Here is a 24,501-nt window from a genome sequence, read left to right as displayed (position 1 = left end):
AACGGACGAGGTGCACTGATGCAGTTTCCGTACGCGGAGGTGGAGATCCGGTCCACCGGCGAGATCCACGACGACGCCCAGCGGCGGGCGGCGGTGGAGCTGGTCGCCTCCTCCGGCGCCACCGACGTACTCGTGCTCTGCCACGGCTGGAACAACGACATCCCGCAGGCCCGTCGCCTCTACCAGCGGCTCACCGACAACCTGGCGGCGGTACGCCCGGCGGTGCCCGGCACGGCGTCCCGGACCCTGGTCGTGGTCGGCGCGCTCTGGCCGTCGATCCGCTGGTCGGACGAGGACGAGGTGGCCGGCGGCGGGGTCGCGGTCGGCGACCAGGCAACGGCGCTGGTCGGGGCGATCGCGACCCGGGTCGAGGATCCGGCCCGGGCGGCGCTGCTGACCCGGCTGGTGCCGAGACTGACGGATTCGGCCGAGGCCCGGCAGCGGTTCCTCGACGCCCTGCGGGAGCAGATCCCGCCCGCGCCGACCGCACCGTCGACGGCACCCTCGACGGCACCCTCGACCGGTGCGACGGAGGTGGACGAGGACCCGCCGCCGACGGCGCTGCTGCACGCCGACGCGGAGACGGTCTTCCAGGCGGTGGGTGGCCCCGAGGTCGACCTCGGGTCCCCGGAGCGGACCGGCGGCGCCGCCACCGGCGGCATGCCCGGCGGGATGGCCGACACCACGGCCGGGGCGACAGCCGGTGGGAGGGCCGACGGCACGGCCGGCGGGGCGGCCGGGTTCGGCTTCGACCTCGACAGTGTGCTGGCCAAGGCGCGCGGGGTGCTGAACATCACCACCTACTACACGATGAAGGACCGGGCCGGGAAGGTCGGCTCAGGTGGCATCGCGACGCTCCTCTCGGAGCTGGCCGGGGCGTCGACGTCGGGCGTACGGCTGCACCTGGCCGGTCACTCGTTCGGCGCCCGGGCGCTGGCCGCCGCCGCCGTACGGCAGCCCCGGCTGCACTCCTACACGCTGATGCAGGGCGCCTTCAGTCACCACGCCTTCGCGGTGGACTTCGACGGCCGGGGCGGGAACGGACACTTCCGCTCGCTGCTGGCGGATCGGCGGCTCACCGGCCCGATGCTGATCACGCACACCGTCAACGACCGGGCGGTCGGTCTGGCGTACGCGGCGGCGTCCCGGCTCGCCCGGCAGGCCGGTGCCGGGCTCGGCGACGCCAACGACCCGTACGGCGGGATCGGCCGGAACGGGGCGCTGAAGACACCCGAGGTGGTCCAGCCCGGCGTCGAGTTGCTGGAGGTGGGCGGCAGCTACCAGTTCCTGCCGGGTCGGGTGTTCAACCTGAAAGCGGACAGGTTCATCAGCTCGCACGGCGACGTCAGCGGCCAACAGGTTGCCTACGCTCTGTATTGTGCGATCAACAGCCAGTGAGATCGGTGTCTCGGCCCTGCCCGAGGCGACGGTTCCGGCCCGCCCGGCGGGCTGAATCCTCGCTGGGCTTTGATTGACTCGGCCGCCGGTGGGTACCGTCCGCGCTGTACCCTGACGGGTCCGGTGACCTTGGAGGCGCCATGACGGACGGTCCGTTGCACGATCAACGGACGGAGACACAGCATGAGCCTCTGTTGCTCCAGGCCGAATTCGACGGGGACCAGGTCGCCGAGGTGCGCCGCGCGCTGACCGAGTGCCTCCTCGTGGCCGGCTTGACCGGAGAGCGGCTGGACGACTTCGTGACCGCGGTCAACGAGGCGATGACCAACGCGGTCCGACACGGTGGCGGAAGGGGCGAGCTGCGGTTCTGGCGGCGACGGCACCTGATCTGTGAGATCCGGGACTACGGGAGGGGCTTCGGCGATCCTCAACCGACCGTTCCGACCAGCCGTCCCCGCCCCTCCGCCAGCGGCGGGATGGGGCTCTGGCTGGCGCAGGAACTCGCCGACTCGATCGAGGTGCGCAGCGACGCCGACGGGGTCCGGGTACGGCTGAGCATGGCCGTCACCGGCCCGGCCGACGTACCGGCGGCGTCCGGACCGGACGGCACCACCGCCTCCGGCCCGAGTCACGCCCAGATCGACCGGACGGTGTGACGGTTCGTCCGCTCGGCCTCCGGCCGACCGCGCCCCTCCGGGACGAGCGCGACGGACGAGCCGGCGACGGACGAGCCGGCGACGGACGAGCCGGCGACGGACGGATCGGGGACGGGCGAGCGGGGAGCTGCCATGCCGCAACTCCCCACCCGCCCTCCCCACCGGCAGCGGGTCCGGTCAGCCGCGCGGCACCGCGTCGGCGACCGCGCCCGGCACCGGCTGGTAGCCGGTGGCCCGGGTGCTGAACGTTCCCCGGCCCTGGCTCCGGCTGCGCAGCCGGGTCGCGTAGCCGAAGAGTTCGGCCAGCGGCACGGTCGCGGTGACCACGACGGTGCCGGCCCGGGTGGTCGAGCCGACGACCCGGCCGCGCCGGGCGGCCAGGTCGCCCAGCACCGCGCCGACGGCGTCGTCCGGCACGGTCACCGTCACCTCGACCACCGGTTCCAGCAGGACCATCTCGCTGGCGGCGAGCGCCGCCCGCAGCGCGAGCCGGCCCGCCGTACGGAACGCCAGCTCCGAGGAGTCCTTCACGTGGGTGGCACCGTCGGTCAGGGTGACCCGCAACCCGATCACCGGGTGGCCGCCGAGCGGCCCGTCGGCGAGCGCGTCCCGGCAGCCGGCCTCGACCGCCCGGACGTACTCCTTCGGGACCCGGCCGCCGACGACCGTCGAGGAGAACTCGAACTCCGGTACGTCGCCGCCGCCCGCCGCCGGATCGCCGGGAAGCGGTGCCACGTCGAGGACGACGTGCGCCCACTGGCCGGCACCACCGTCCTGCTTGACGTGCCGGTACACCAGTCCGGTGACGCCACGCACGACGGTCTCCCGGTAGGCCACCTGCGGCCGTCCCACGGTCACCTCCAGCCCCACGTCCTGGCGGATCTTCTCCACCGCCACCTCCAGGTGCAGTTCTCCCATCCCGGAGAGCACGGTCTGGCCGGTCTCCGGGTCGGTCCGGACGGCCAGCGAGGGATCCTGCTCGACCAGCCGGGCCAGTGCCGAGGCCAACCGTCCGGTGTCGGTGCTCCGGCGCGCCTCGACGGCGACCGAGACCACCGGGTCGGCGGCGGTCGGCGGTTCGAGCAGCAGCGGCGCCTCGGGGGCGCAGAGCGTCGCACCGACCCGTGCCGACTTCAGCCCGACCACCGCGACGATGTCGCCGGCCGCCGCCCGGTCCACCTCGGTGTGCCGGTCGGCCTGCACCCGGAGGATCCGGCTGATCCGTTCGGTACGCCCGGCTCCGGCGTCCAGCACCACTCCTCCCTTCCGGACTGTGCCGGCGTAGACCCGCAGGTAGCTCAGCCGACCGGTACCGGTCGAGTTGACCTTGAACACGAGCGCGGTGAACGGCGCCGCCGGGTCGGCGGGACGCTCCCGCCGCTCGCCGTCGGAGGTGCTGCCGCGCACCGCCGGGACGTCCAGCGGTGACGGCAGGTAGCCGACGGCCGCGTCGAGCAGTGGCTCGATGCCGCGGTTGCGGTACGCCGAACCACAGAGCACCACCACGCCGTCCCCGTCCCGGGTCAGGTCCCGCAGCGCGTCCCGGAGCGTCTCGGCGGTCAGCGTCGACCGTTCGCAGTACTCCTCCAGCGCGGCCGGATGCCGCTCGGCGACCGCCTCCACCAGTACCCGGCGACGCCGCTCCGCCTCCGCCCGCAGCTCGTCGGGAACCGGGCCCTCGACGGGGGTCTCCGCGCCGTCGGCCCAGACCAGCGAGCGCATCGTGACCAGGTCCACCACGCCGGTGAAGTCGTCCTCCCGGCCGATCGGCAGCTGCACCACCAGCGGGGTGACCCGGAGCCGGTCGCGGATCGACCGGACCGCCGCGTCCAGGTCGGCGCCGGCCCGGTCCAGCTTGTTGACGAAGGCGATCCGGGGTACGCCGTGCCGGTCGGCCTGCCGCCACACCGACTCGCTCTGCGGCTCGACTCCGGCGACACCGTCGAAGACCGCGATCGCGCCGTCGAGTACCCGCAGGGCCCGCTCCACCTCGTCGGCGAAGTCGACGTGCCCCGGGGTGTCGATCAGGTTGATCCGGTGACCGGCCCACTCGCAGCTCACCGCGGCGGCGAAGATGGTGATGCCGCGGTCGCGTTCCTGGGTGTCGAAGTCGGTGACGGTCGTCCCGTCGTGCACCTCGCCGCGCTTGTAGGTGGCTCCGGTGGCGTAGAGGATCCGTTCGGTGGTGGTGGTCTTGCCCGCGTCGACGTGGGCGAGAATGCCCAGGTTACGCAGCAGACCAAGCGGGTGGGAAACGTTGCGGTGCAGCTCGGTACGCATGGCCGATGGCCTCTCTGGATGATCTGATCTCCGCTCTCCGACGGCGCGATTTCCGCGACGACCCTGGGCAGGACGCGGCCAGGCGGGACCCCCGGGCCGGCAGTCGGACCGACCGACGCGACCAACCGGTCGACCGACGCGACCATCCCGGCGACGACCGGGGTCGACGTCGGGATGTGGCTCAGGGAGGATTCGTCACGGATCTGCGGTGTGGCCGCGCGGGCCGACACCGGACGTCAGGAAGACGCCAGAATCACCCGGTGCAGCGACTGGGGAATGACGACAGCGGTGCGGTAGCGCACGGCCGGCTCCCCTCACTCGTCGTCGCGCGCGTCCGCCATCGATGGCCAAGATCGCGCTGGGCTGGTCACGAGTGTACTGAACGGAACCCGGACGCACAGCCCGGTTTTCCGGGCCGCGACAGGGTCCGGACCGCCCGGCGCAGCCGTGTCACTTCACGGCGCCGGCGGTCAGGCCCTGCACCAGGAAGCGTTGCAGCATCAGGAATCCGGCCGCGACCGGCACGCTGACCACCAGCGAGGCGGCCATCACCTGGTTCCAGTAGACACCGGCCTGGGTGGAATAGAGCTGGAGCCCGACCGGCAGGGTACGGCTCTGCTCGCTGGTCATGATCGAGGCGAAGAGCACCTCGCTCCACGCCGTCACGAAGGCGTAGATGGCGACCGCCACGATCCCCGGGGTGGCGACCGGCACCACCACCCGGAGCAGCGCGCCGATCGGCCCGGCGCCGTCGACCAGCGCCGCCTCGTCGAGTTCCCGGGGGATCGAGTTGAAGTAGCCGACCAGCATCCAGATGGAGAACGGCAGCGAGAAGGTCAGGTAGGTGATGACCAGGCCGAACCGGGTGCCGTACAGGGTGATGCCGGTGAGCTGGTCGATGTTGACGTAGATGAGGAAGAGCGGCAGCAGGAAGAGGATGCCCGGGAACATCTGGGTGGAGAGCACGGTGACCGAGAAGAGGGCCCGGCCGGGAAACCGGAACCGGCTGATCGCGTACGCGGCGAAGACCGCGACCAGCACCGAGCAGACCGCGGCGGCGGTGGAGACCAGCACGCTGTTCAGGAAGTACCGGCCGAGCGGGATGGTCCGCCAGATCTCGGCGAACGGGCTCAGCGTCAGCTCGGTCGGCCACCAGTGGAACTCGCCCTGCACGTCCCGCAGTGGTTTCGCCGCCGAGGTCGCCATCACGTAGAGCGGCAGCAGCACGATGACGGTGAAGAAGGCCAGACCCACCCAGCGGACCCAGCGGAACCAGCGGGGCTCAAACAGCACGGCGGCGCCTCCGGGAGGTCAGCAGCAGGTATCCGGTGGTGAGCAGGAGCAGGAAGAGCAGCAGCAACACGGACATCGCCGAGCCGAGCCCGAAGTTCCAGGTGACGAAGGAGGACTGGTAGATGTGCACCGATATCAGGTCGGCCTGGTCCGGCGTCGCCTCGCCGAACAGCACGAACGGGGTGGTGAAGTCGTTGAACGTCCAGAGGAAGAGCACCAGCGCCAGCACCAGGTTGACCGGTCGCAGCATCGGCAGGCTGACCCGGCGGATCTGTTGCGCCGGCCCGGCGCCGTCGATCGCCGCCGCCTCGTATAGCTCGGTCGGGATGTTCTGCATCCCGGCCATGATGATCAGGAAGGCGAACGGCCAGTGCCGCCAGATCGAGACCATCACCACGGCGACGAAGCTGCGGTCGCCGAGCAGCCAGAACGCCCGGTCGTCGGTGAGGTGCAGGTTCTCCACCAGCAGGTGGTTGAGCATCCCGTTGTCCCGCTGGAGCAGGAAGTTCCAGGCGATCACCGCGGCGTACCCGGGCAGCGCGTACGGGACGAGGAAGAGGGTGCGCAGCAGTCCCCGGCTGCGCATCGGGCGCTGGAGCAGCAGGGCGGCGACGAAGCCGAGCAGCCACGAGCCGGCGACCGCCAGCAGGGCGTACGCCAGGGTGATCCAGAGCGAGCGGAGCAGCGCGGCACCGATCGCGGAGTCGACGTCGAGCGCCACCCGGTAGTTGCGCAGTCCCGCCCAGGGTGCCGCCGACCAGTTGCGGATGAAGAACTGGGTCAGCTCGCGGAAGCTCATCCAGACGCCGACGGCCATCGGCACCAGGTGGACCAGCAACTCCAGTACGAACGCCGGCAGCAAGAGCAGGTACGCCAGGCCGGGCCGGCGCCAACCGGCACCGGCCCGACGACGTGCCCCGGCCGTCCCGGGACCGTCGGCTGCCCCGGCCGCCTCGGGGCGGTCACGTACCCCGGTCGAGCCGGGGTGGTCAGCCACCGGTGCCCATCTCCTGCTGGGCCTTTTCCAGCGCCGCCGCGATCTCCGGTTCACCGACCGGCTGTCCACTCGCGACCTTGGCGAACAGGTCCCGCATCCCGCTGCCGACCGTGGTCTCGAACTTGCTCTCCTCGGGGACCTGGGGCAGCGGCGCGGCGGTGTTGCCGAGTACGTCCTGGAAGACCTTGATCAGCGGGGTCTGGAAGGCGGGGTCGTCGTAGGCGTCCTTGACCACCGGCAGCGAGCCGAACGCCTTGTTGAGGATCCGCTGCTCCTCGCTGCTGGTCAGGAACTTCACCAGTTCGAGCGCGCCGTCCCGGTTGTCGGTGTTCTTGAAGATCGAGACGTTGATCCCGGCCACGTGGCTGTTCACCCGCCGGCCGCCGGGCGGCAGCGGGTCGGCGATCGGGATCGGCGCGACGCCGTACTCGTCGGGTTTCATCCCGGCGGCGGCGAGCAGGCTCATCGCGTTGCTCTGCCAGAGCAGCATCGCGGCCTTGCCCTTGGCGAAGTCACCGATCGGCTGGTTCGGCGTGCTGTACTCGGCGTTGCTGGGGTTGGCGATCCTGTGGGTGGCCATGAAGTCGATGTACTGCTTGACCGCCATGACGTGGTGATGCCCGGTGAAGTGCGGCTTGCCGGCGTCGTCGAAGAATTCCGCCCCGTGCTGCTGGCCGAAGATGAAGGCGTGGTGCGCGTTCTCGGTGTAGCTCGCCCCCTCGACCGCCAGCCCCCACTGGTCGCCCTTGGTCAGCTTCTTTCCGGCGGCGACGAACTCGGTCCAGTTCTTCGGCGGGCTGTCGATGCCGGCCTCGGCGAAGAGCCGCTTGTGGTAGAAGAGCCCGTACGCCAGGCCGTAGAGCGGGACCGAGGTAGGCGGCTGTCCGGCGGCGCCGGTCGCCGAGAAGCTCGGCCCGAGGAACCGGGCGGGGCCGCCGAGCGGCTCCAACTCCGCGGACTCGAACGGCAGGAACGCCCCCGTGGCCTGCAGCGAGGCGGACCAGGTGTTGCCGATGTTGAGTACGTCGGGTCCCTGCCCGGAGGTGGTCGCGGCCAGGATCCGGTTGAGCAGGTCCGGCCAGCCGATCACCTCCAGCTCGACCTTGATCCCGGTCTGCTGGGTGAACTTGTCGAGTTCCGGTTGCAGGACCTTCCGGTCCTCGTCCAGGCTCGGCCCCTGGTTGCTGGCCCAGTAGGTGAGGGTCTTGCCGTCGCCACCGCCACCGCCGTCGTCGCCGCAGGCGGCCAGCGGCATCAGCAGCAACACCGCCGCAGCGGTCGCGCCGACCTTCCGAAATCGCATGTCTACCCCCAGGACACCATCGCCGGAGCGGTCGGCGAGTCGCCGATCGCCATCGATAAATGGAAATCTATCGAGTAATGTCTGTCAAACCCCTGCGGGATCGCCATCCTCGACCGGCCGCGCCCGGCGGCACACCGGCCGGCGACCCGGGAACGGCGACGCCGCCGGCGAGCGGATGCTCACCGGCGGCGTCGGAGACGGATCGGGTACGACCGACCGCGCTACGGCTTCGGGATGGCCACCGCCGTGTAGGTGGTCTCCGGCGTCGGCGGGGTGCTGAACCGCGCGTTCGGCAGATAGAGCCGGTTGCCGTACGAGGCGACCGTGGTCGGGATGTCGAACCGGGGATCGGTCAACCGGGCGACGATCCGCCCCGAGCGACCGTCCGACGACATCCGGAGTACGGCCACCGTGTTGAGCCGGTTCAGCACGGCGTAGAGCGTGCGGCCCTCCAGCAGCAGCCCGTCGCCGTTGGTGAGGAGTTCCCCGCCCAGGTCCACCTGCCGGGCCACCCCGGAGGAGGGGTCCACCCGGAACAGCAGCCCGGTGTTGGACTGCACCACCAGCAGCGCCCGGCCGTCCGGTGTCCGGCAGATGCCGTTGGCGTTGTTTCCGGTGGTGTAGACGATGTCCCCGGTCAGCGGCAGGTTGCGGACCGTCGCCCGCCGGCCGGTCGACACGACGTACAGCACCGGGTTCTGCGAGTCGGTGAAGTACGCCGAGTGCGGGGTCAGCACCACGTCGTTGACGAAGCTGGTGCCGGTGGTGAAGCTGAGGTCGGCGAGCAGCCGGCCGCTCCAGGCGTCCACGATCCGGCCGGTGCCGGCCGTACCACCGGCGACGAAGAGCCGGCCCCTGCCGTCCAGCTTCAGCCCGATCGACGGGAAGCCCGCCCCCGGCCCCTGGCTGAGGACCCGACCCTTGCCGGTGGCCAGGTTGACCCGGTAGATCGAGCCGTCGGCCCGGGAACCGAAGTACGCGAACGGCAGCTCGCCGATCGTGATCCCCTCCGGCATCCAACCGTCGGGCAGGTCGAACGTGTCCGGGAACAGCCTGCCGGAGTGCGCGCTCGCCTTCTCCGGGGTACCGACCGCGGCGGCGATCCCCAGCGCGGCGAAGCCGGTCAGGACATTACGTCGGATCATGGGCGTTCTCCATCCGTACTCCTGAGTCTGTCGCAGTGCCGGAGGGCACTGGTCGCGCGAGAAGACACGCACGGGCGGATCGACGGGTTCAACTACGGTCGGGATCGACCGCCTGCCGGGACGAGGCGGCGGCCCGGTCCTACTCGTCGGCCGCGTCGTGGGCGAGCAGCGCGAGCTGGATCCGGTTGTCCAGGTCGAGCTTGGCCAGCGCGCTGGAGACGTACGCCTTGACCGTGCCGACGGAGAGGAACAGCCGGTCGGCGATCTCGCCGTTCGACAGCCCCTCGGCCACCGCCACCGCGACCGCCCGCTCCCGTTCGGAGAGCAGCCCGAACCGTTCCCGGGCCTGCTGCCGGCGCTGGTCCGTACGGCGGTGCGGGGCGACGCCCGCCACGTGGTCGATCAGGGTACGGGCGACCGTCGGGGAGAGTACCGGCTCACCGGCGGCGGCCCGGCGCACCGCGTCGACGATCTGCTCCGGCGGGGTGTGCTTGACCAGGAACCCGGCCGCGCCGTTGCGGAGCGCGTCGAGGATCGTCGCGTCGGCGTCGAAGGTGGTCAGCACGATGACCTCCGGACGGTGCCCGGAGCGGGCGGTGATCGCCCGGGTCGCCGCGATCCCGTCGAGCAGCGGCATCCGGACGTCCATCAGCACCACGTCCGGGCGTAGCCGGGTCACCGCGTCGGCGACGTCGGCACCGTCCGCCGCCTCGCCGACGACCTCGATGTCGGGCGCCCCGCCGAGCATCAGCCGCAGCCCGGTCCGGACCAGCGCATCGTCGTCGACGAGCAGTACCCGGATGGCCGGCTCGACACCCGCCCCGGCCTGCTGGCGGCCCGTCGCCGCCGGCTCGACACCCGACGCGGGCGACTCGGCCCCCGTCGCGGGCGGCTGGCGGCCCGACGCCGCCGGCTCGGCAGCCGGCGCGGGGGGCTGGTGGCCCGGTGCGTCGCCCGGAGTCATGCCGGCCAGGGTAGCCGGGTGGAGAGCCGGAACGTCCCGCCGACCACGCCGTGCTCGATGGTCCCGCCGTCCAGGGCCAGCCGTTCGGCGAGCCCGGTCAGCCCGGCACCGGCCCCGGGCAGGTCGGCGGCCGCCCGCGGCGACGGCAACGGATTGCTGATCGTGGCGACGACGCCGGTACCGGGATCGACCTCGACCCGTACCGTCACCTCGGCCTGGCCGGCGTGCTTCCGGGCGTTGGTCAGTCCTTCCTGGACGGTGCGGTAGACCGTACGCTGCACCGCCGGGCGGAGTGACTCGGCCGCACCGGGGGCGCAGACCATCTCGAACGCGACCCGCTGACCGGCCGCCTGTGCCTCCTGGACCAGTCGGAAGATGTCGGCCAGCCTCGGCTGCGGCGCCGAACGGTGCGACGCCGGCCGTTCGGCCGTACCGGCTTCCGGGTCCGGCCCGCTCCCGCCGTTGCGGTCCCCCCGCTCCGGCCGGAGTACGGCGAGTACGTCGCCCAGCTCGACGAGGGCCTGCCGGGCGTTGTCCCGGATCACCTCGATCGCCCCGCCGACCTCTCCCGGCTTGAGTGGGACACCCGCCCCCGCGTCGGCCTGGGTCGTCCGGTACGCCAGCGCGCCCGCGTGCACCGAGATCAGCGAGATCCGGTGCGCGAGTACGTCGTGCATCTCCCGGGCGATCCGCTCCCGTTCCGCCCGGCGGGCTCCGGCCAGCCGTTGCCGGTGCTCGTCGCGTGCCCGGTCGACCTCGCGACGCAGGTTGGCGATCAGCTCCCGCCGGGCCCGGACCGCGATCCCCCAGCCGAGCGGCACCAGATACATCAGCAGGATCAGCGTCATGTATGCCCCCCGGGTGACGCCGGGCGGCGGATTCTCGTACCCGAACAACAGCGACGGCACCAGGTGCAGCACGGTGACCAGCGTGGCCGGCAGCCAGTTGCGGTGCACCGCGACGGTGAGCACCATGACCAGGGCCGCGCCGAGCCCGGTCGCCGCCAGCGCCATGATCAGCACCATCGCGACGCCGAGCAGGATCGGGAAGCGCCGCCGCCACCACAGGGCCAGGCAGCCGACCGCGCCGACCCAGGGGTCGATCGTGATCATCCAGCCGGGGATCGTGTCGACGTAGTGCAGCGGAGCGGTGCGCCAGGTCCACACCCCGTAGAGCACCGCCAGGCCGAAGAGCACGGAATCCACGACCCAGTCCCGGACGCTGCGCCGCGTCCTGTCGCGCCGCGTCTCGTCGCGCCGCCTCTTGTCGCCGGGGTCGGTGTGGGCGGTCCGGGCCGGCGCGGCGGCGGTCCGGCCTCGACCGGGCCACCGAACGCGTCGGGCCAGCTCCATGCGCCGAGCCTACAAACGGTCGGCCCGTCGCCGGTCTGGTCGATCGGCCAACAGCCCTGGCCAGCCGACCAGAACCGATGGCCGACCGGCAGCGGCGCCGGGCCGGGTCCGTACCGCAACGTCCAAGGATGGGACAGCAGCAGCCGTACACCGGCGCACCGCCGACCGCCCCGGATCCGGACGACGGGGACTTCACCGGCCCGACCGTCGCGCCGTCGCCTCCGGTAAATTCCGCCGGGCCGGGCCCGGGGGTGGTGGCCGGGTCAATCGGGTTGCGCCCGCTGCGGCACCGGGTCGACCGCCGGGCCGTCGGCTGGTGGAGCACCCGGGTGATCCTCGGCGTCGCGCCGCTGGTCACGGTCCTTTCCATCGGGTACGCCGTGCTGCCCGCCGCCGCCCGTGACTGGCTCGGCCCGATCCTGCTGGTGCTGGTACCGGCCTGGTTGGCGTACCTGGTCGTGGTGCCGTCGTGGCGGTACGCCGTGCACGGTTGGGAGGTCACCCCGGAGGCCGTGTACGCGGTGTCGGGGTGGTTCGTCCGGGAGTGGCGGGCCGCCCCGATCTCCCGGATCCAGACCGTCGACACGGTCCGGGGACCACTGGAACAACTCTTCGGACTGGCCACGGTGACCGTGACGACGGCCTCGGCGAGCGGACCGGTCGTGTTGGTGGGACTCGACGCGGACCTCGCCGCGCGGACCGCCGAGCGGCTCACCGAGATCGTCCGGCAGACGGCAGGGGACGCGACATGACCGCGCCGTCCGAGACCGCGCGTGACTCGACTCCGGTGGCGGAGATCCCGTGGCGGCGGCTCGACGCCCGGATCATCTGGGTCGACGGGCTCTTTGCGCTGCTGTCGCTCGTACCCGCCGGGTTGGCCCTGCTCGTCGCCGACGAGCCGGGCGCCTCGACGCTGATCCCGGTGCTCGCGGTGGCCGTGGGCGGGGTTGTCGGCGCGGCCCGGGACACCCTGCGCTGGGTCAAGACCCGGTATCGGCTGACCGAGGAGCTGGTGGAGCTGCGCACCGGCCTGCTGGTCCGGCAACACCGCGCGCTGCGCCGGGAGCGGATCCGCACCGTCAGCACGACGGCGCGGCTGCGGCACCGGCTCGCCGGGCTGCGGGTGCTCACCGTCGGGGTCGGCCAGCCGGGCGCGACCGGGTACGAGGCGTTGCAGCTCGACGCGGTCACCCGGACCGCCGCCGACGAACTCCGCCGGGAGCTGCTGGCCGGTTCGGCGGAGACGGTTTCCGGTGGTACCGGTGCCGAGCCGCCGGGTGAGCGGGTCTTCGCCCGAATTCGCTGGTCGTGGGTCTGCTACAACGTGATCAGTGTCTGGGCGCTGGTCACGGCGGCGGGGCTGCTCTGGGGCGGCTACTGGCTGGCGCAGTCGTTCGGGTTCGACGCGGCCGGGTTCGTCGCCGGGCTGGTCGACTGGCGGACCCTCGGTCCGTGGCGTACCGGTGCGATCGCGTTCGTCGGCGTCGGCGCGCTCGGGGTGCTGGGCATGGCGGTCGCGTTCGTGACCGAGAACTGGGCCTTCCGGCTGGTACGCGTCGACACGCCGACCGGCGCCGTGCTGCGCACGTCGCAGGGGCTGTTCCGGACCCGGGAGGTGAACCGGGACGTCAGTCGGCTGCGTGGAGTCGAGATCTCGGAGCCGCTGCTCTGGCGGTGGATGGGGATGGCGGACACCAACGTCATCTCGACCGGGCTGACGATCTGGAGCATGACGCCGGCCACCACGATCCTGCCGCGCGGCCCGATCGGCGTGGCGCGGTCGGTGGCCGCCCGGGTGCTGGACCTCGACGCCGGGGCGAGCCCGTTCGCCGTACCGCTGCGTCGGCATCCGGTGGCCGCGCTGCGGCGGCGGATCGGCTGGGCGACGATGGTCACGGTCGTGGTTACCGGGTTGCTGGCCTGGCTGGGCGGTCTCGTGGCGGCGCTGCCGTCCTGGCTGTGGTTGATCGGGGTGGGGCTGTTGCCGCTGGCGCTGGGCGCGGCGGTGGTGGCGTGGCGGGCGCTCGGGCACGGGCTCGTCGGCGAGTACCTGGTGGTCCGGTCCGGGCTGGTCAGCCGGAGCACGGCGGCGCTGGCCCGTCCGGCGGTGATCGGTTGGCGGCTGCGCCAGTCGGTGCTGCAACGACGCCTCGGCCTGGCCACCCTGACCGCGACCACCGCCGCCGGCCACGGGCAGTACGCGGCGGCGGACATGCCGGCGGGGATCGTGGTCGACTTCGCCGAGCAGGTGGTACCCGGATTGCTCGCCCCGCTGGTCGGTGATGTGCCTGTCGAGCCGTCGCCTGTGTCGGTCGCCGGGCCGTCCCCGGACGCTTCACCTTTGGAGGAGACATGTCACCGCGTCGGCTGACCCGAGTGCTGCTCTGGTGTGGGGTGGTCGGACCGCCGCTGTTCGTCCTGGTGTTCCTGGTCGACGGTGCGACCCGGGCCGGTTACGACCCGACGTACCACCCGGTGAGCGCGCTGAGTCTCGGGCCGCGTGGATGGATCCAGATCACCAATTTCGTACTGACCGGGGTGCTGCTGGTCGGCCTCGCGGTCGGGTTGCGCCGTGCGCTGCGTCCGGGGCGTGCCAGCCTGTGGGGGCCGCTGGCGGTTGGCGTGTTCGGGGTCGGGCTGGTGCTCTCCGGCGTCTTCGTGATGGACCCGGCTCGCGGCTATCCGCCCGGTGCGCCGTCGGACGGTGTCATGACCAGTTGGCCGGGCGTACTGCACGACAACTTCGGCATCGTGGTGTTCGTGTCGGTGCCGGTCGCCTGCTTCGTACTGGCCCGCCGGTCTGCCGGGCGGCCGACCGGTCGCGCCTGGGTCGGGTACGACCTCCTGACCGGACTCGCCGGCCTGGCCCTGTTCGTCACCTTCGGTACGGCGTGGGAAACCGACCATCCGTCGACCGGCCTGATCCAACGAGTGATGATCGCCGTCAACTGGGCCTGGATCACGGTGCTCGCTCTCCGGCTGCTCGCAGAGAACAGTGGCCGGTCCGCCGAGCTGTCGCAGGTCGGACCCTAGGGTCAGCGCCGTACGGGTAACGGCGGATCTACGACCTCGTAATCCGCAGGCTGCTACGCCTGCTCGTCCTCGTCGTCCCGGTCCCTGAGCTGCTGAGGCCGGTACTTCCGGATGTACTCCTCGACGTCGCTACGCAGCCAAACCGAGCCAGCGATCAAGGTCTGGAACGGCGCGGGGAACCGGCGATCCGCGGTGATCTGCCGCAGCCGCGACCGGCCGACGCCGAGCATCTGGAGAATCTCGGCCGGCCCGACCAGAGGTCCCGGAGGAGGGTCCTGTCCCATCCACACGACGGTAGGCACAGGCTGGTCTACCCATCTCGACGCGCATAATGTAACGCGCACACATTGACAGGTCATCAGAGACGGGAGAGGATCCGATCAGGCCCTTGTCCGGGTGGCCATCGAAGGCGGTCGGGCAGGGTGCCGAACACGGGGCTGCTGCCGGCCCTTCTTCCAGGTCCTCCGGCGCCCGGCAGCAGCCCCCACCCGCCTACCCCAGCGAGGAGGGCAAACCCGTGCGAGTGGATGCGTACAGCTCCGACCCGCCACCGTCGTTGACGCTTGAACAACAGAACGAGCGGCTGAAGGCCGAACTGGCCTCCTGCCAGCAGGCCCTGTGCCACCTTCAGTCGCGGCTGGCCGAGGCCAAGGTCCGGCTCGGGATGATCAGCCGGATCGTCCGTGACGTCGAACGAACCAGACGCGCGCCCGGCATATGTTTCGCCGCCATTCGCGCGGCACTGTACGTCCAATCGAACCGGCTCCGCGACCTCGGTGCCGATCTGCCCATCCTATGACCCAAAACGAGGCTCAACGGACTAAATCGCCCACTACCGTTGAACGCATTATGGGTACATGATCGCCTGGATGGCGATCGCGAACTCGCCGTTCAGATGGCCGCCTTCGACCCATAGGAGTAGCGACCAGAGACCGTGTCCCGGCAAGGGCGTGCCGCAGCTTCATCGACGGTGTGGCGTGAACGCTTGTCGATCACCTCGGTCCGAGCACCCGCCGCGTACAATTACTAGAATAATTTTAGCCATGCCAATGAGGGCAACAAGCAGTCACCGAGGTGCGGGCGTAGCAAACCGCCACCAGCAAGCCATTCGCGGCCTAGCGCAGCCTTGACCCAGCAGCGGAAAACTCGAATCATAATCCCGAACTACCGCTCCGGCCTTCGACTCAGGTCGCCATCAAGAGCGCCGTTAGACGGGCGCGAGCCGAAAGTAAGCAGGCTGGCGACGGCTGCAGTGAAGAGTGCCGCCTGCACCCCAGCCGTTCCCTCCGGACTTGCAACACTTTCAGTCAGGTGCGGCAACCAGAAGGCGAGCCCTGCCAATAGGATGCCGGGACCAATCTTGAGAGCTGTCGATTTGAAGGATTCCTTCAGTCGCAAACGCGTTCTTATATCGACCTCACCCCATTCGCCCAGCGCGAGCAATCTGGCTTCATGTCCCAGCTTGAACAAAAGCTCCTCAACATCCGAGACCGTCACGATCTCGTGTATGGCCCTCTCATGTTGCCGAACACGCATAGAAACAGCTAAGGCGCGCGCTTGGTACACGTGGATGTCTCCCCGCAGTCCTCCTGCGTAGTGAACGCTGCGAACAATGTCACGGACGACATACGTCCGGTGTCTTCGAATAGCAGCGACTGCCACCTTCCGCCCCTTGTTCCGCAACAACACACCCTTATTCATCGCGATTAAGAACAGTAAATCCAGGTATAGATTAAGCGCAATGAGTATCGGTGGAGGGTAGCCATTTACCCGTCGGCTTAAGATATCCGCCATAACCCGCTTTCCGGCTAGCCGCCAACGCAAGTCAAGGAGCACCAGGGCCGAAATGTAGAAGGCAGAGGCCACCGGCACAGTTACCGCTAGAGAACGAACTAGACTCGAATCTACAGATCCGCCTAGCTCCCCTACTAGGAACTCTCTCGCTAGACGATCAACAGCTCGGTCGCCGCCATGGATAGCCCACCAAACCAGGCCACCACACAGACCTATGCCCGCCACGTAAATTACATGCTGAAGTTGGCCGATTTTCGGCAGTCTATCTATGATAGCGCCGCCAATCCCGAAAAGGAAGGCTAGAGTTAATGAAAGTAAGCATAGGATTACCCAACCACTCCCATCAAAATCGACACCCATAATAGCCGCAGACGAAGGCGGGATAGCCACAACCGCTACAATCGCTAGAAGGACATTGAAAATCTCTATGCCGCTTCGTCCCCACCATAAGTCGTACGCCACCCTACTCACAGCGGCGCGTCTAACTACCTGGCTGATACGCTGGTAGCTGTCATTCGGGACGTCGCCATAGTTGCCGATAACGTCCATCCATGCACGGTAGACGCGTCTCGACCTCGCCAAAATACTTCGAGCCTTAGCTTCGCGACCTTTCTCAATCAAGCCATCCAAGCCGTCCCTCTTCTGCGGCGCGTCATTCGGTGCCTGGCGGCCCGTCTGACTGTCCCGGACGCTAGTCATTGGCGCGACCGAAACTAAATCCATCGCCCGCCGAGGTAGAATAATTCGAAGGCAGAATTAGACCAAACCTAGCCAGTGCCGTAGCCAACATCAGACATAACCTCGTTAGATATGAGCCAGCAGGATCTCTAGCCGCCTTCGTGGCGAAATTTGTCAACTAGCGATCCATTGTGTCAGGTTTCTGTCATACATAGAGCCCTTACGTCCTGATGATGCTAGTCGCGGTGGAGCATACGGAGGCCGGAGTCGAGGCATGGCGAGATCCAGCAGGGCAGGAGCTGACTAGGATTTCGATTCCGAGCACAGTTGGTGCCCCCGCCCAGGTAATTCCATCGCCTGCGCCCCCGCTTCGCCCAATCTCGCCGTCTGTATGCCCACATCCCCGGCAATACGACGATCGCAATCAGGTCACGATTAACCCTCCCATCGACTCGAAAGGCTAAGAACGACTCGGCGTGAAACTTGCGAGGTGTACTTGACAAAGCTCAACCAGCACTGTTCCAAGGGCTCCGAGGAAAGTAGCGGTTCGCAAAACCTGATCCGGGTCAGGAAAGGTTGTTCCCCCAGTAGGATGAGCGATCTGATTCCGATCTTTCATCAGCTCGTTCAGCAGCCGCATTGCTTCCGACGTGCATTCATTATCCACATGCTTAAGCAAATGCAGTTTTAGCTTAGCTTGCTTGCCGATGTCCTTCCATAGATCGGCCATACCTACGCGTCTCATCAAGTCGGCGAGAGTCTGAGCATTCATATTAGATTCCGTTATACTCAGAACCTGCGAAGAGATTCTAATCGGGCCGCCTCCATGCGTCCCGTCGATGTTCAATGCCAAGTCCGTAACCAGTGCATCGGCTTCCATTACGGTGAAGCCGTATCTGTTGTGATTCAGGGCAACTTCGAGGGTTCCGCGCCGAAGCTCGTTTCGCAACCTTGCCGGCAAGTCGTCATACGTAGTCGCCCGACTCGCAATCTCATCGCTCAGCGCCTCGACGGACTGTCGCACGAAATACTCGAATCTCCCGCACAGGTAGAGAACCATTGACCCGGACATCAATGGCAAATCAGTGCGGAGTGTAGGAGCTACCGCCTTAAGCGCGAGAGCTTCAGCCCAAATAACGGATCCATCCATGATCTGAGGTGGAACCGAACCAGATCCGAACTCTCGAAAGCCCTTGACAAGGCCGAGAAGGTCCTCGATTCGCTTGAGGTCAGACAGGAACTCCTCAAGAATCTCGCTCAGATCGCTCATGCCGCGCCGGCTCGGAGAATAGAGCGGGCAAGCGCGACCCTATCGTGCACTGATTCGATCGTGTTACCCCGACCAACGAGAACATCGTAACGTTTAGGATCGGCAAGCGCCTCATCGAGTGCAGCACGAATGAGAACGGCTCGTGCCTCGATGTCAAGCGTCGGCTCCTCGCTCAGCGCGATCATGAGAGCGTCATATAATGGCCTGCTGAGCCGGCCGTTCGGGAGCCGGAAGGGCGCTCCCGCAAAAATCTCTAAAAATCTTTCCAGGTGACTCGCAAACTCGGTTTTCATTCGCGTCGCAGTGGGCTCATCGATACCCGCGTTGGCCTCCATGTAGCGATCTAAGATACTCCGAAGCGACCCTTGCGTGCCAGACGCGACAGCAGCCTGGAGCGCGAAGAAACGAAGCACTAACTCTGCATCGGCCAGTGACGCAAAGAGAGCATTCTTTAGGAGCGACTCAGGAGGGTCTTGCTCCTCGCCTGCAACGTATGGCGGTATCCCCCATGCTCGGGTGAACGCGGTACTCCTGGCGAGTTCTATCAGGGTTTTGTTTAGAGTTCCGGGATGAAGAGCATTTCGCAGTTCTTGTGGATTAAGCCGTATGCCGCCGGTGTTAAGGCGATTGAAAAGTACCCGACGCACGTCTAAGTCGTCACGCTCCGCCTCTCGCGTTTCAGCCAATAGCACGACCGCCGAAAGGCTCCGCCTAAGGAGGCCGCGCTGCAATATCGGTGGCAGATCAGTGAATTTTTGCCGATTCAATTCGGACCAGTACTCCAACCCAGCGAGCGGGAACTCGTTAGCGAGAAAGCCACGGATGGAATCTAGTCGTTGGCGACCGTCGATCACCTCGTACTCGTTGTAGTCTCGTTCAAATAGAAAGATTGGCGGCACCGGAATGTTGAGCAGAAACGACTCGATTAGCAGTGACTTCTTTTTATTTGACCACCTTAGCCGCCGCTGATATGCCGGAGCAATGTCGATAAGTTCTCGCCCAGGGCGGAGTGCGTGCTGGAGATAGTCAAGTTGGTAATCCTTGGTCTCCCTAACCACGCGAAGCTGACTTCTTGCATATTTCGTTGCAGCATCGATTACCAGATCCGAAGGCGAGGGTAACATCGCCGCTTCTTCCTCGTGCCACTCATCAATCTCATCAATGCCGATCTGAGTATCACCGCTCATGAGTCGATCCTAGGGAATCCCTGCCTCATTTGGACAGTCACCGGACCTTGAGCACCTCAACCTTCCACGGGCGGGGAACCGGAAGGGCATGTGAAATTTCGGTCAAATTAGCTGAGTTTGTCAAACTATCGACCATAGGGAACTTTTGCCACGCAGATGTGCCCTGACCGTCGAGAATGGCTCCCGAGAACCCACCTCATCCCGCCCTCACGGCTAGTCCGTCAACCTCGGGCGAGGTAACCATGGCCTACCATCTGTCCAAGTCGCCGATACGTCAACTGGCAGCATCCTGCCGAAGACATCGGCGTCGAGGTAATTTGCTGCGTGATGAGCGCTATCAGCCCGGCTTACCGTTGACGATCTTCCCTTCCTCGCCGTCCATACAGTCCACGTAGACCCGCCGCAGGACCGCCACGTAATGGTCCAGGTTGGCTTGCGCGCGACGGTCAGCCGGCGATACCCCAGGCCAGCGCCCCTGCTGGCGCGTCGACCATGATCCGGCGTACGACCTCCGAGCCGAGTTGCGTACGCAGCCGGGGCAGGAACCTATTCGGCAGGTACGCCATCCCCGGCATCCCGCCGTACCCGACATACCGGCTGCGCCGCGCCACGTCGCCGCCGAGCAGCAGGTGACCGGCCATCCCCTCCCCGCACACCGCCGCGATCAACTCGATCAGAGCACTGTCCGGCTGCTCCCGGTGCCGGGCCATCCCGTCGTAGCCGAGGTACGCGCCCCGCTGGGCGAGTTCCACGTGCAGCCCCGGGTCCGGGTTCCGATCCGCGTGCGCCAACACCACCCGCCCCGCCTCGACACCATTCGCCCCCAGCAGGTCGAGCACCTCGTGACCAGCACTCCCGTGCTCCAGGTGCACCATCACCGCAGCACCCGTCGCGCGGTGCGCCGCAGCCACCGCCCCGAGCACCCGCCGCTCGAACGGGCTGATCGACCAGTACCCGATTCCCGCCTTGAGCAGCCCGGCCCGCACCGGCCGCCCCTCCGGATCCAGCGCAACCGCCGTACCCGAAGAAGCTGATTCGATGTCCCGGGCCGGGCAGCCGTCGACGAGGTCCGCCCGGAATCGCGCGGCGAGGTCCGACTCCGAAGCGGTGACCAGCGGATGGTCCGGCCCGTAGTGCGCCTCCCGGTGCGCGCCCGTCGTCGCCACCACCCGCATCCCGGTCGCGGCACTGATCCTGGCCACCGCCGCCGGATCCCGACCCAGCCCGATCGGCGTCGCCTCGACCATCGCGGTGATGCCGGCGGCGAACAGCAACCCGGTCTCCGTCCGGCTGGCCGCCTCATCGTCCAGCTCGTCACCGGGCAGCAGCGGAGTGACCTGGAACAGGTGTTCGTGATAGTCGGTCGGGCCGAGCGACTCCGGCGGCACGTCGCCGAGCACGGTCCGGACGAAACTCACGAGCTGACCCCGATCACCGCACCGCCTCGGCCGCCGCCGACAGCCTCCGCACCGTCGCGGGATCCACGGGTACGTCGAAGATCTCGGCGATCGCCTGGCTCCAGCCGTGGATGAAGTACCGCCAGCCGTCGACCACGGTCAGCCCGCGCTCGTCCTGCTGCTCAGCAGCCTGGTGCAGGAACTCCAGGCTCCCCCGATAGTTGAAGTCCCAGGCGTAGCCGTCCCGGGGCAACCGAACCCCGCGCGGCAGCGGCGTCCCAGGCCGGTCTTTGCCGAGGCCGGTCGCGTTGACCACCAGGCTGCCGTCCGGCAGCGCGTCGAGCAGCGCGCCGACGTCGCCGGGATCGGCAACGAGCCGGTACCCGACGAGGTCGGCCGGCAGGCCGCCCCGCTCGACGACGTCGCGCAGGTGGGCGAGCCGGCTCGGGTCGGTGTCGGTGCAGACGATCCGGCGCGGCCGGTCGGTGCGCTGGCCGAGGTACCAGACCAGCGCCGTCCCGGCGCCGCCCGCGCCCAGACAGAGCACCTCGGCCCCGGTCGCCCCGAAATGATCGTCCGGCAGGAAGTCCCGCACGGCGAGCCCGGCGGTTATGGGGTCCTTGGCGCCGCCGCGCAGCCGGCCGTCCCGCTTCGCGATGCTGGAGATCTCGCCGCAGAGCTGCGCGAAGTCGTCCACCTCGTCGAAGAGGTCGTGCGCCGCCTGATAGAGCCGGAGCTTGTGGGTGGTGACCAGCGCGCCCAGGTGCGCCGGATCGTCCCGGATCCGCTTGACCAGGTCACGGTATTGCGCGTCGTCGGCGTCCAGCGGCAGGTCGTGCCCGACCAGCCGGTCGGTCGGCAGGCCGAGGATCTCGGCCCACCTCGGAAAGACCCGGTTGATCGACGAGCCGCCGGTGGTCACCCCGACGAAACCCATGTAGCCGGCTCCGTCCGACCCCCCGTCAGCCGATCCGCTGCGTCCGCCGTCGTCAATCCTCGCCGCGTCCACCGCTGATCCCCCTCTTGCCCTTGCCCTTGCCCTTGCCCGTGCCCTCGCCCCGCCCGTCAGTCTCCCGGCCGCTCACCCCGAGGCCGAGCCCGAGCCCGAGGCTGAGCCGGAGCCGGAGCCGGAGCCGGAGGCTGAGCCGGAGCCCGAGGCTGAGCCGGAGCCCGAGGCTGAGCCGGAGCCCGAGGCTGAGGCCGAGGCTGAGCCCGGCCCGCCGGCCGTCCGGACGGGATGCTTCGGAGTATCGCCGCCGAGCACCGCCAGCAGGTCGGCCACGGCGAGCGAGCCCATCCGGTCGATCGCCTCCACGGTCTGCGCCCCGAGGTGCGGGGTCAGGACGACCCGGTCGGCCAGATCCTCGGCGAGCAGCGGCGAACCGGCACCCGTCGATTCGGTGTCGAGGGTGTCGGCGGCATACCCGGCAATCGTGCCGGCACGCAGCGCCTCGGCGAGGGCCGGCTCGTCGACCAGGTCGGCGCGGGCGGTGTTGACCAGGAGCAGCCCGTCCCGGGCCCCGGCCAGCCACTCGGCGTCGACCAGCGGCCGGCCGCCGCCGGGGGCGTGCAGCGAGACGGCCGTGCAGCGGCGGGGCAGGTCGGCCAGGTCCGCCGGTTCGGCACCCGCCGCCCGGATCGCCGCCGCGTCCAACATCGGGTCGTACGCCAGCAGCGTGGCACCGAACCCGCGCAGCCGCTCCGCCACCGCCCGCCCGATCCGGCCGTACCCGACGAGTCCGACCGTTGACGAGCCGAGTTCCCGCCCCCGGGAGACGCTCCACTCCCCCGCCCGGACCCGGCGGTCCCCGGCCGGGATGCCGCGCAGCACGGCGAGGAGCAGTCCGACGGTCAGGTCGGCGACCGCCTCGGTGTTCGCCCCCGGGGTGTTGGTCACCACGATGCCACGTGCCGCCGCCGAGGTCAGGTCCACCGCGTCGACCCCGACGCCGTGCCGGGCCAGCACCGCGAGCTGCGGGGCGGCGGCGAGATGGTCCTCGGTCACCGGCGCGGTGCCGGCGATCCAGCCGACAGCGTCGGCCAGCAGGGGCCGCAGCTCGTGGAGCCGGTGGTCGGTCGGGCCGCGTACCACCGTGAGGCCGGCGGCGCGCAGCTCGCCGAGCAGGTCCCGGGAGCCGGACGAGAACGACCGCGAGGTGACCAGCACGTTCCGCCGCCCGCTCATGCCGACCCGCCGCCCGCCGACTCGCCACTTCCCGACCCGCCACTTCCCGACCCGCCGCCCGCCGGCTTGTCGCCCCGGGTCGCGTTCCACGGCGCCAACCGCCGGTACGCGTCCAGGAAGATCGCGTGCCGTCGCCGGTAGTCGGCGTGTCGCCCCGGATCGGGCGTGAACTCGGCGGTGACCTCGGAGAGTTCCCGGGCGGCGCCGAAGTCGTCGACCAGGCCGAGCCCGACCGCCGCCGTCACCGCCGCGCCGAGGCTGTTCGCCTCCTCCACTATGGAACGTCGCCGGACCGTGGCGCCCCAGACGTCGGCGAGGATCCGCAGCCACGCGTCGCTGGCCGCCCCGCCGCCGATCGCGTCCACCCGATCCACCGGCATCCCCTGCTCGCGGAACGCGTCGACGCAGGTGAGCAGGTTGAACGCCACCCCCTCCAACACCGCCCGGACCAGGTGCGGGCGGTCGTGGTGCCGGCGGAGCCCGACGAACGCCCCGGCCGCCTCCGGATCCCAGTACGGGGACCGTTCGCCGAGCAGGTGCGGCAGGAAGTAGAGCCCGTCGCCGGCCGCCGTGGCGGTGTCGGCCGCCTCGACGAGCCGGTCGAACCGGTCCCCGTCACCGGCCGGCTCCAGCAGGTCGGCGATCCACTCCAGCGATGCCCCACCGGCCTGCATGGTGGCGGTCGGCACGTAGTGCCCGGGTACCACGTGGTCGAAGGTCATCGTCCGCATCGCCGGATCGTGCAGCGGGCGCGGCGCGGCCAGCGAGATCCAGGACGACGAGCCGAGATAGCAGTACGCGCCGTCGGCCGGGGAGACGACTCCGGCGCCGACCGCCGCCAGTGGGCCGTCCCCGCCGCCCATCAGCACCGGGGTACCGGCCCGCAGCCCGGTCGCCTCCGCCGCCGCCGAGGTCACGGTGCCCACCACGGCGGTGGCGGGGACGATCTCCGGCAGCAGCGCCGGATCGAGCCCGGCCGCGCCGAGCAGCACGTCCGACCAGGTCCCCCGCTCCTGGTCGTACGCGTTCGTGGACGAGGCGTCGGACGGGTCGGTGGCGAGTCGCCCGGTCAGCCGGTAGACGGCATAGTCCTTGGCGAGGCAGACGTGCCGGACCCGCCCGAACACCTCCGGCTCGTGGTCACGCACCCACATCACCTTGGTCAACGAGTACGTCGGGTTCAGCCGGTGCCCCAGCAGCCTGTACGCCCGCTCCGCCCCGATCCGCTCCACCAGCTCGGCACACTGCGACCCACTCCGCGTGTCCGCCCAGATGATCGACGGCCGCACCGGCCGGTACGCCGCGTCGAGCAGCACCGCCCCCATCATCTGCCCCGAGATCGCCAGCCCCCGGACCTCGGCCGGGTCGACGTCGTGCCGGGCCAGCAGTTGCCGGGTCGCGTCGGCGAGCGCGCGCCACCAGTGCGCCGGATCCTGTTCGGCGACGCCGCCGGGGGCGTACCGGGTCGGATAGGTCACCGTCACCGCGCCGACCAGCGCGCCGGTGTAGGTGTGCAGCGACGCCTTGTCGCCGGTGGTACCGAGGTCGTGCGCGATCAGCATCGCCCGC

General features: G+C 69.2%; 21 protein-coding genes. 6 read left to right on the top strand and 15 right to left on the bottom strand.

The window, feature by feature from the left end; all coding sequences use genetic code 11:
• The first annotated feature begins 18 nt into the window (after positions 1–18).
• Together C6W10_RS35700 and C6W10_RS35695 are read left to right on the top strand one after the other, a co-directional pair.
• The gene (locus C6W10_RS35700) at positions 19–1,398 is read left to right on the top strand and encodes a hypothetical protein (protein ID WP_107263382.1); all 1,380 of its coding nucleotides are present in this window, start codon (positions 19–21) and stop codon (positions 1,396–1,398) included.
• 194 nt (positions 1,399–1,592) lie between these two features.
• Positions 1,593–2,054 carry an ATP-binding protein gene (locus C6W10_RS35695; RefSeq protein WP_369937520.1) on the top strand — a complete coding sequence of 154 codons (462 nt, stop codon included), beginning with the start codon at positions 1,593–1,595 and terminating at the stop codon, positions 2,052–2,054.
• A 177-nt stretch (positions 2,055–2,231) separates the two neighbouring features.
• On the opposite strand, the gene fusA is transcribed toward C6W10_RS35695, so the two are convergent.
• From fusA to C6W10_RS35660, 7 genes are all read right to left on the bottom strand, one after another.
• Positions 2,232–4,334, bottom strand: coding sequence for an elongation factor G (gene fusA, locus C6W10_RS35690; RefSeq protein WP_107263380.1), 2,103 nt, complete (start codon positions 4,332–4,334; stop codon positions 2,232–2,234).
• Between the two features lie 450 nt (positions 4,335–4,784).
• Complete coding sequence (locus C6W10_RS35685) at positions 4,785–5,627, bottom strand: carbohydrate ABC transporter permease (protein ID WP_234359119.1); 843 nt, start codon at positions 5,625–5,627, stop codon at positions 4,785–4,787.
• Positions 5,617–6,624, bottom strand: coding sequence for a carbohydrate ABC transporter permease (locus C6W10_RS35680; protein ID WP_234361538.1), 1,008 nt, complete (start codon positions 6,622–6,624; stop codon positions 5,617–5,619). The genes C6W10_RS35685 and C6W10_RS35680 overlap by 11 nt, the downstream gene beginning before the upstream one ends.
• Positions 6,617–7,927 (bottom strand): extracellular solute-binding protein, encoded by a 1,311-nt coding sequence (locus C6W10_RS35675; protein WP_107263379.1) that lies wholly within the window; start codon positions 7,925–7,927, stop codon positions 6,617–6,619. The genes C6W10_RS35680 and C6W10_RS35675 overlap by 8 nt, the downstream gene beginning before the upstream one ends.
• A gap of 221 nt (positions 7,928–8,148) precedes the next feature.
• Positions 8,149–9,072 carry an SMP-30/gluconolactonase/LRE family protein gene (locus C6W10_RS35670; protein WP_107263378.1) on the bottom strand — a complete coding sequence of 308 codons (924 nt, stop codon included), beginning with the start codon at positions 9,070–9,072 and terminating at the stop codon, positions 8,149–8,151.
• A gap of 139 nt (positions 9,073–9,211) precedes the next feature.
• A complete protein-coding gene (locus C6W10_RS35665; RefSeq protein WP_107263377.1) occupies positions 9,212–10,036 on the bottom strand; it encodes a response regulator transcription factor in 825 nt (274 codons plus the stop codon).
• The gene (locus C6W10_RS35660; protein ID WP_199853808.1) at positions 10,033–11,241 is read right to left on the bottom strand and encodes a sensor histidine kinase; all 1,209 of its coding nucleotides are present in this window, start codon (positions 11,239–11,241) and stop codon (positions 10,033–10,035) included. The genes C6W10_RS35665 and C6W10_RS35660 overlap by 4 nt, the downstream gene beginning before the upstream one ends.
• A 275-nt stretch (positions 11,242–11,516) precedes the next feature.
• Between C6W10_RS35660 and C6W10_RS35655 the strand changes: the two genes are divergently transcribed.
• From C6W10_RS35655 to C6W10_RS35645, 3 genes are read left to right on the top strand one after another with little or no spacing between them, the layout of a single operon-like run.
• Complete coding sequence (locus C6W10_RS35655; RefSeq protein WP_107263376.1) at positions 11,517–12,140, top strand: PH domain-containing protein; 624 nt, start codon at positions 11,517–11,519, stop codon at positions 12,138–12,140.
• On the top strand, positions 12,137–13,759 hold the full coding sequence (locus C6W10_RS35650; protein WP_107263375.1) for a PH domain-containing protein: 1,623 nt from the start codon (positions 12,137–12,139) through the stop codon (positions 13,757–13,759). Before C6W10_RS35655 ends, C6W10_RS35650 begins: the two co-directional genes overlap by 4 nt.
• Positions 13,741–14,421 carry a DUF998 domain-containing protein gene (locus C6W10_RS35645; protein WP_107263374.1) on the top strand — a complete coding sequence of 227 codons (681 nt, stop codon included), beginning with the start codon at positions 13,741–13,743 and terminating at the stop codon, positions 14,419–14,421. Before C6W10_RS35650 ends, C6W10_RS35645 begins: the two co-directional genes overlap by 19 nt.
• A gap of 53 nt (positions 14,422–14,474) precedes the next feature.
• Here the strand turns inward: C6W10_RS35645 and C6W10_RS35640 are convergent, their stop codons facing one another.
• A complete protein-coding gene (locus tag C6W10_RS35640; RefSeq protein ID WP_107264551.1) occupies positions 14,475–14,705 on the bottom strand; it encodes an AlpA family transcriptional regulator in 231 nt (76 codons plus the stop codon).
• Positions 14,706–14,938: 233 nt separating this feature from the next.
• On the opposite strand from C6W10_RS35640, the gene C6W10_RS35635 reads away from it, so the two are divergent.
• Entirely contained in the window at positions 14,939–15,220 is a 282-nt protein-coding gene (locus C6W10_RS35635; RefSeq protein ID WP_159104880.1) for a hypothetical protein, read from the top strand.
• Between the two features lie 365 nt (positions 15,221–15,585).
• Here the strand turns inward: C6W10_RS35635 and C6W10_RS37705 are convergent, their stop codons facing one another.
• The 7 genes from C6W10_RS37705 to xylB form a co-directional block, all read right to left on the bottom strand.
• Positions 15,586–16,764: a hypothetical protein gene (locus tag C6W10_RS37705; RefSeq protein WP_159104879.1), complete on the bottom strand. Its 1,179-nt coding sequence runs from the start codon at positions 16,762–16,764 to the stop codon at positions 15,586–15,588.
• 589 nt (positions 16,765–17,353) lie between these two features.
• Positions 17,354–18,163, bottom strand: a complete 810-nt coding sequence (locus tag C6W10_RS37700; RefSeq protein WP_159104878.1) for a HEPN domain-containing protein — start codon at positions 18,161–18,163, stop codon at positions 17,354–17,356.
• On the bottom strand, positions 18,160–19,350 hold the full coding sequence (locus C6W10_RS35630) for a DUF262 domain-containing protein (protein ID WP_199853807.1): 1,191 nt from the start codon (positions 19,348–19,350) through the stop codon (positions 18,160–18,162). The genes C6W10_RS37700 and C6W10_RS35630 overlap by 4 nt, the downstream gene beginning before the upstream one ends.
• Positions 19,351–19,796: 446 nt before the next feature.
• Entirely contained in the window at positions 19,797–20,768 is a 972-nt protein-coding gene (locus C6W10_RS35625) for a phosphotriesterase (RefSeq protein WP_107263371.1), read from the bottom strand.
• A gap of 13 nt (positions 20,769–20,781) precedes the next feature.
• Complete coding sequence (locus C6W10_RS35620) at positions 20,782–21,684, bottom strand: shikimate dehydrogenase (RefSeq protein WP_107263370.1); 903 nt, start codon at positions 21,682–21,684, stop codon at positions 20,782–20,784.
• A gap of 144 nt (positions 21,685–21,828) precedes the next feature.
• Positions 21,829–22,932, bottom strand: coding sequence for a phosphoglycerate dehydrogenase (locus C6W10_RS35615; RefSeq protein WP_107264550.1), 1,104 nt, complete (start codon positions 22,930–22,932; stop codon positions 21,829–21,831).
• A complete protein-coding gene (gene xylB / locus C6W10_RS35610; protein ID WP_107263369.1) occupies positions 22,929–24,494 on the bottom strand; it encodes a xylulokinase in 1,566 nt (521 codons plus the stop codon). The genes C6W10_RS35615 and xylB overlap by 4 nt, the downstream gene beginning before the upstream one ends.
• Positions 24,495–24,501 lie beyond the last annotated feature (7 nt).

The organism is Plantactinospora sp. BB1 (assembly GCF_003030385.1).
Lineage (GTDB): Bacteria > Actinomycetota > Actinomycetes > Mycobacteriales > Micromonosporaceae > Plantactinospora.
This window is presented reverse-complemented; position numbering and strand designations above follow the sequence as displayed.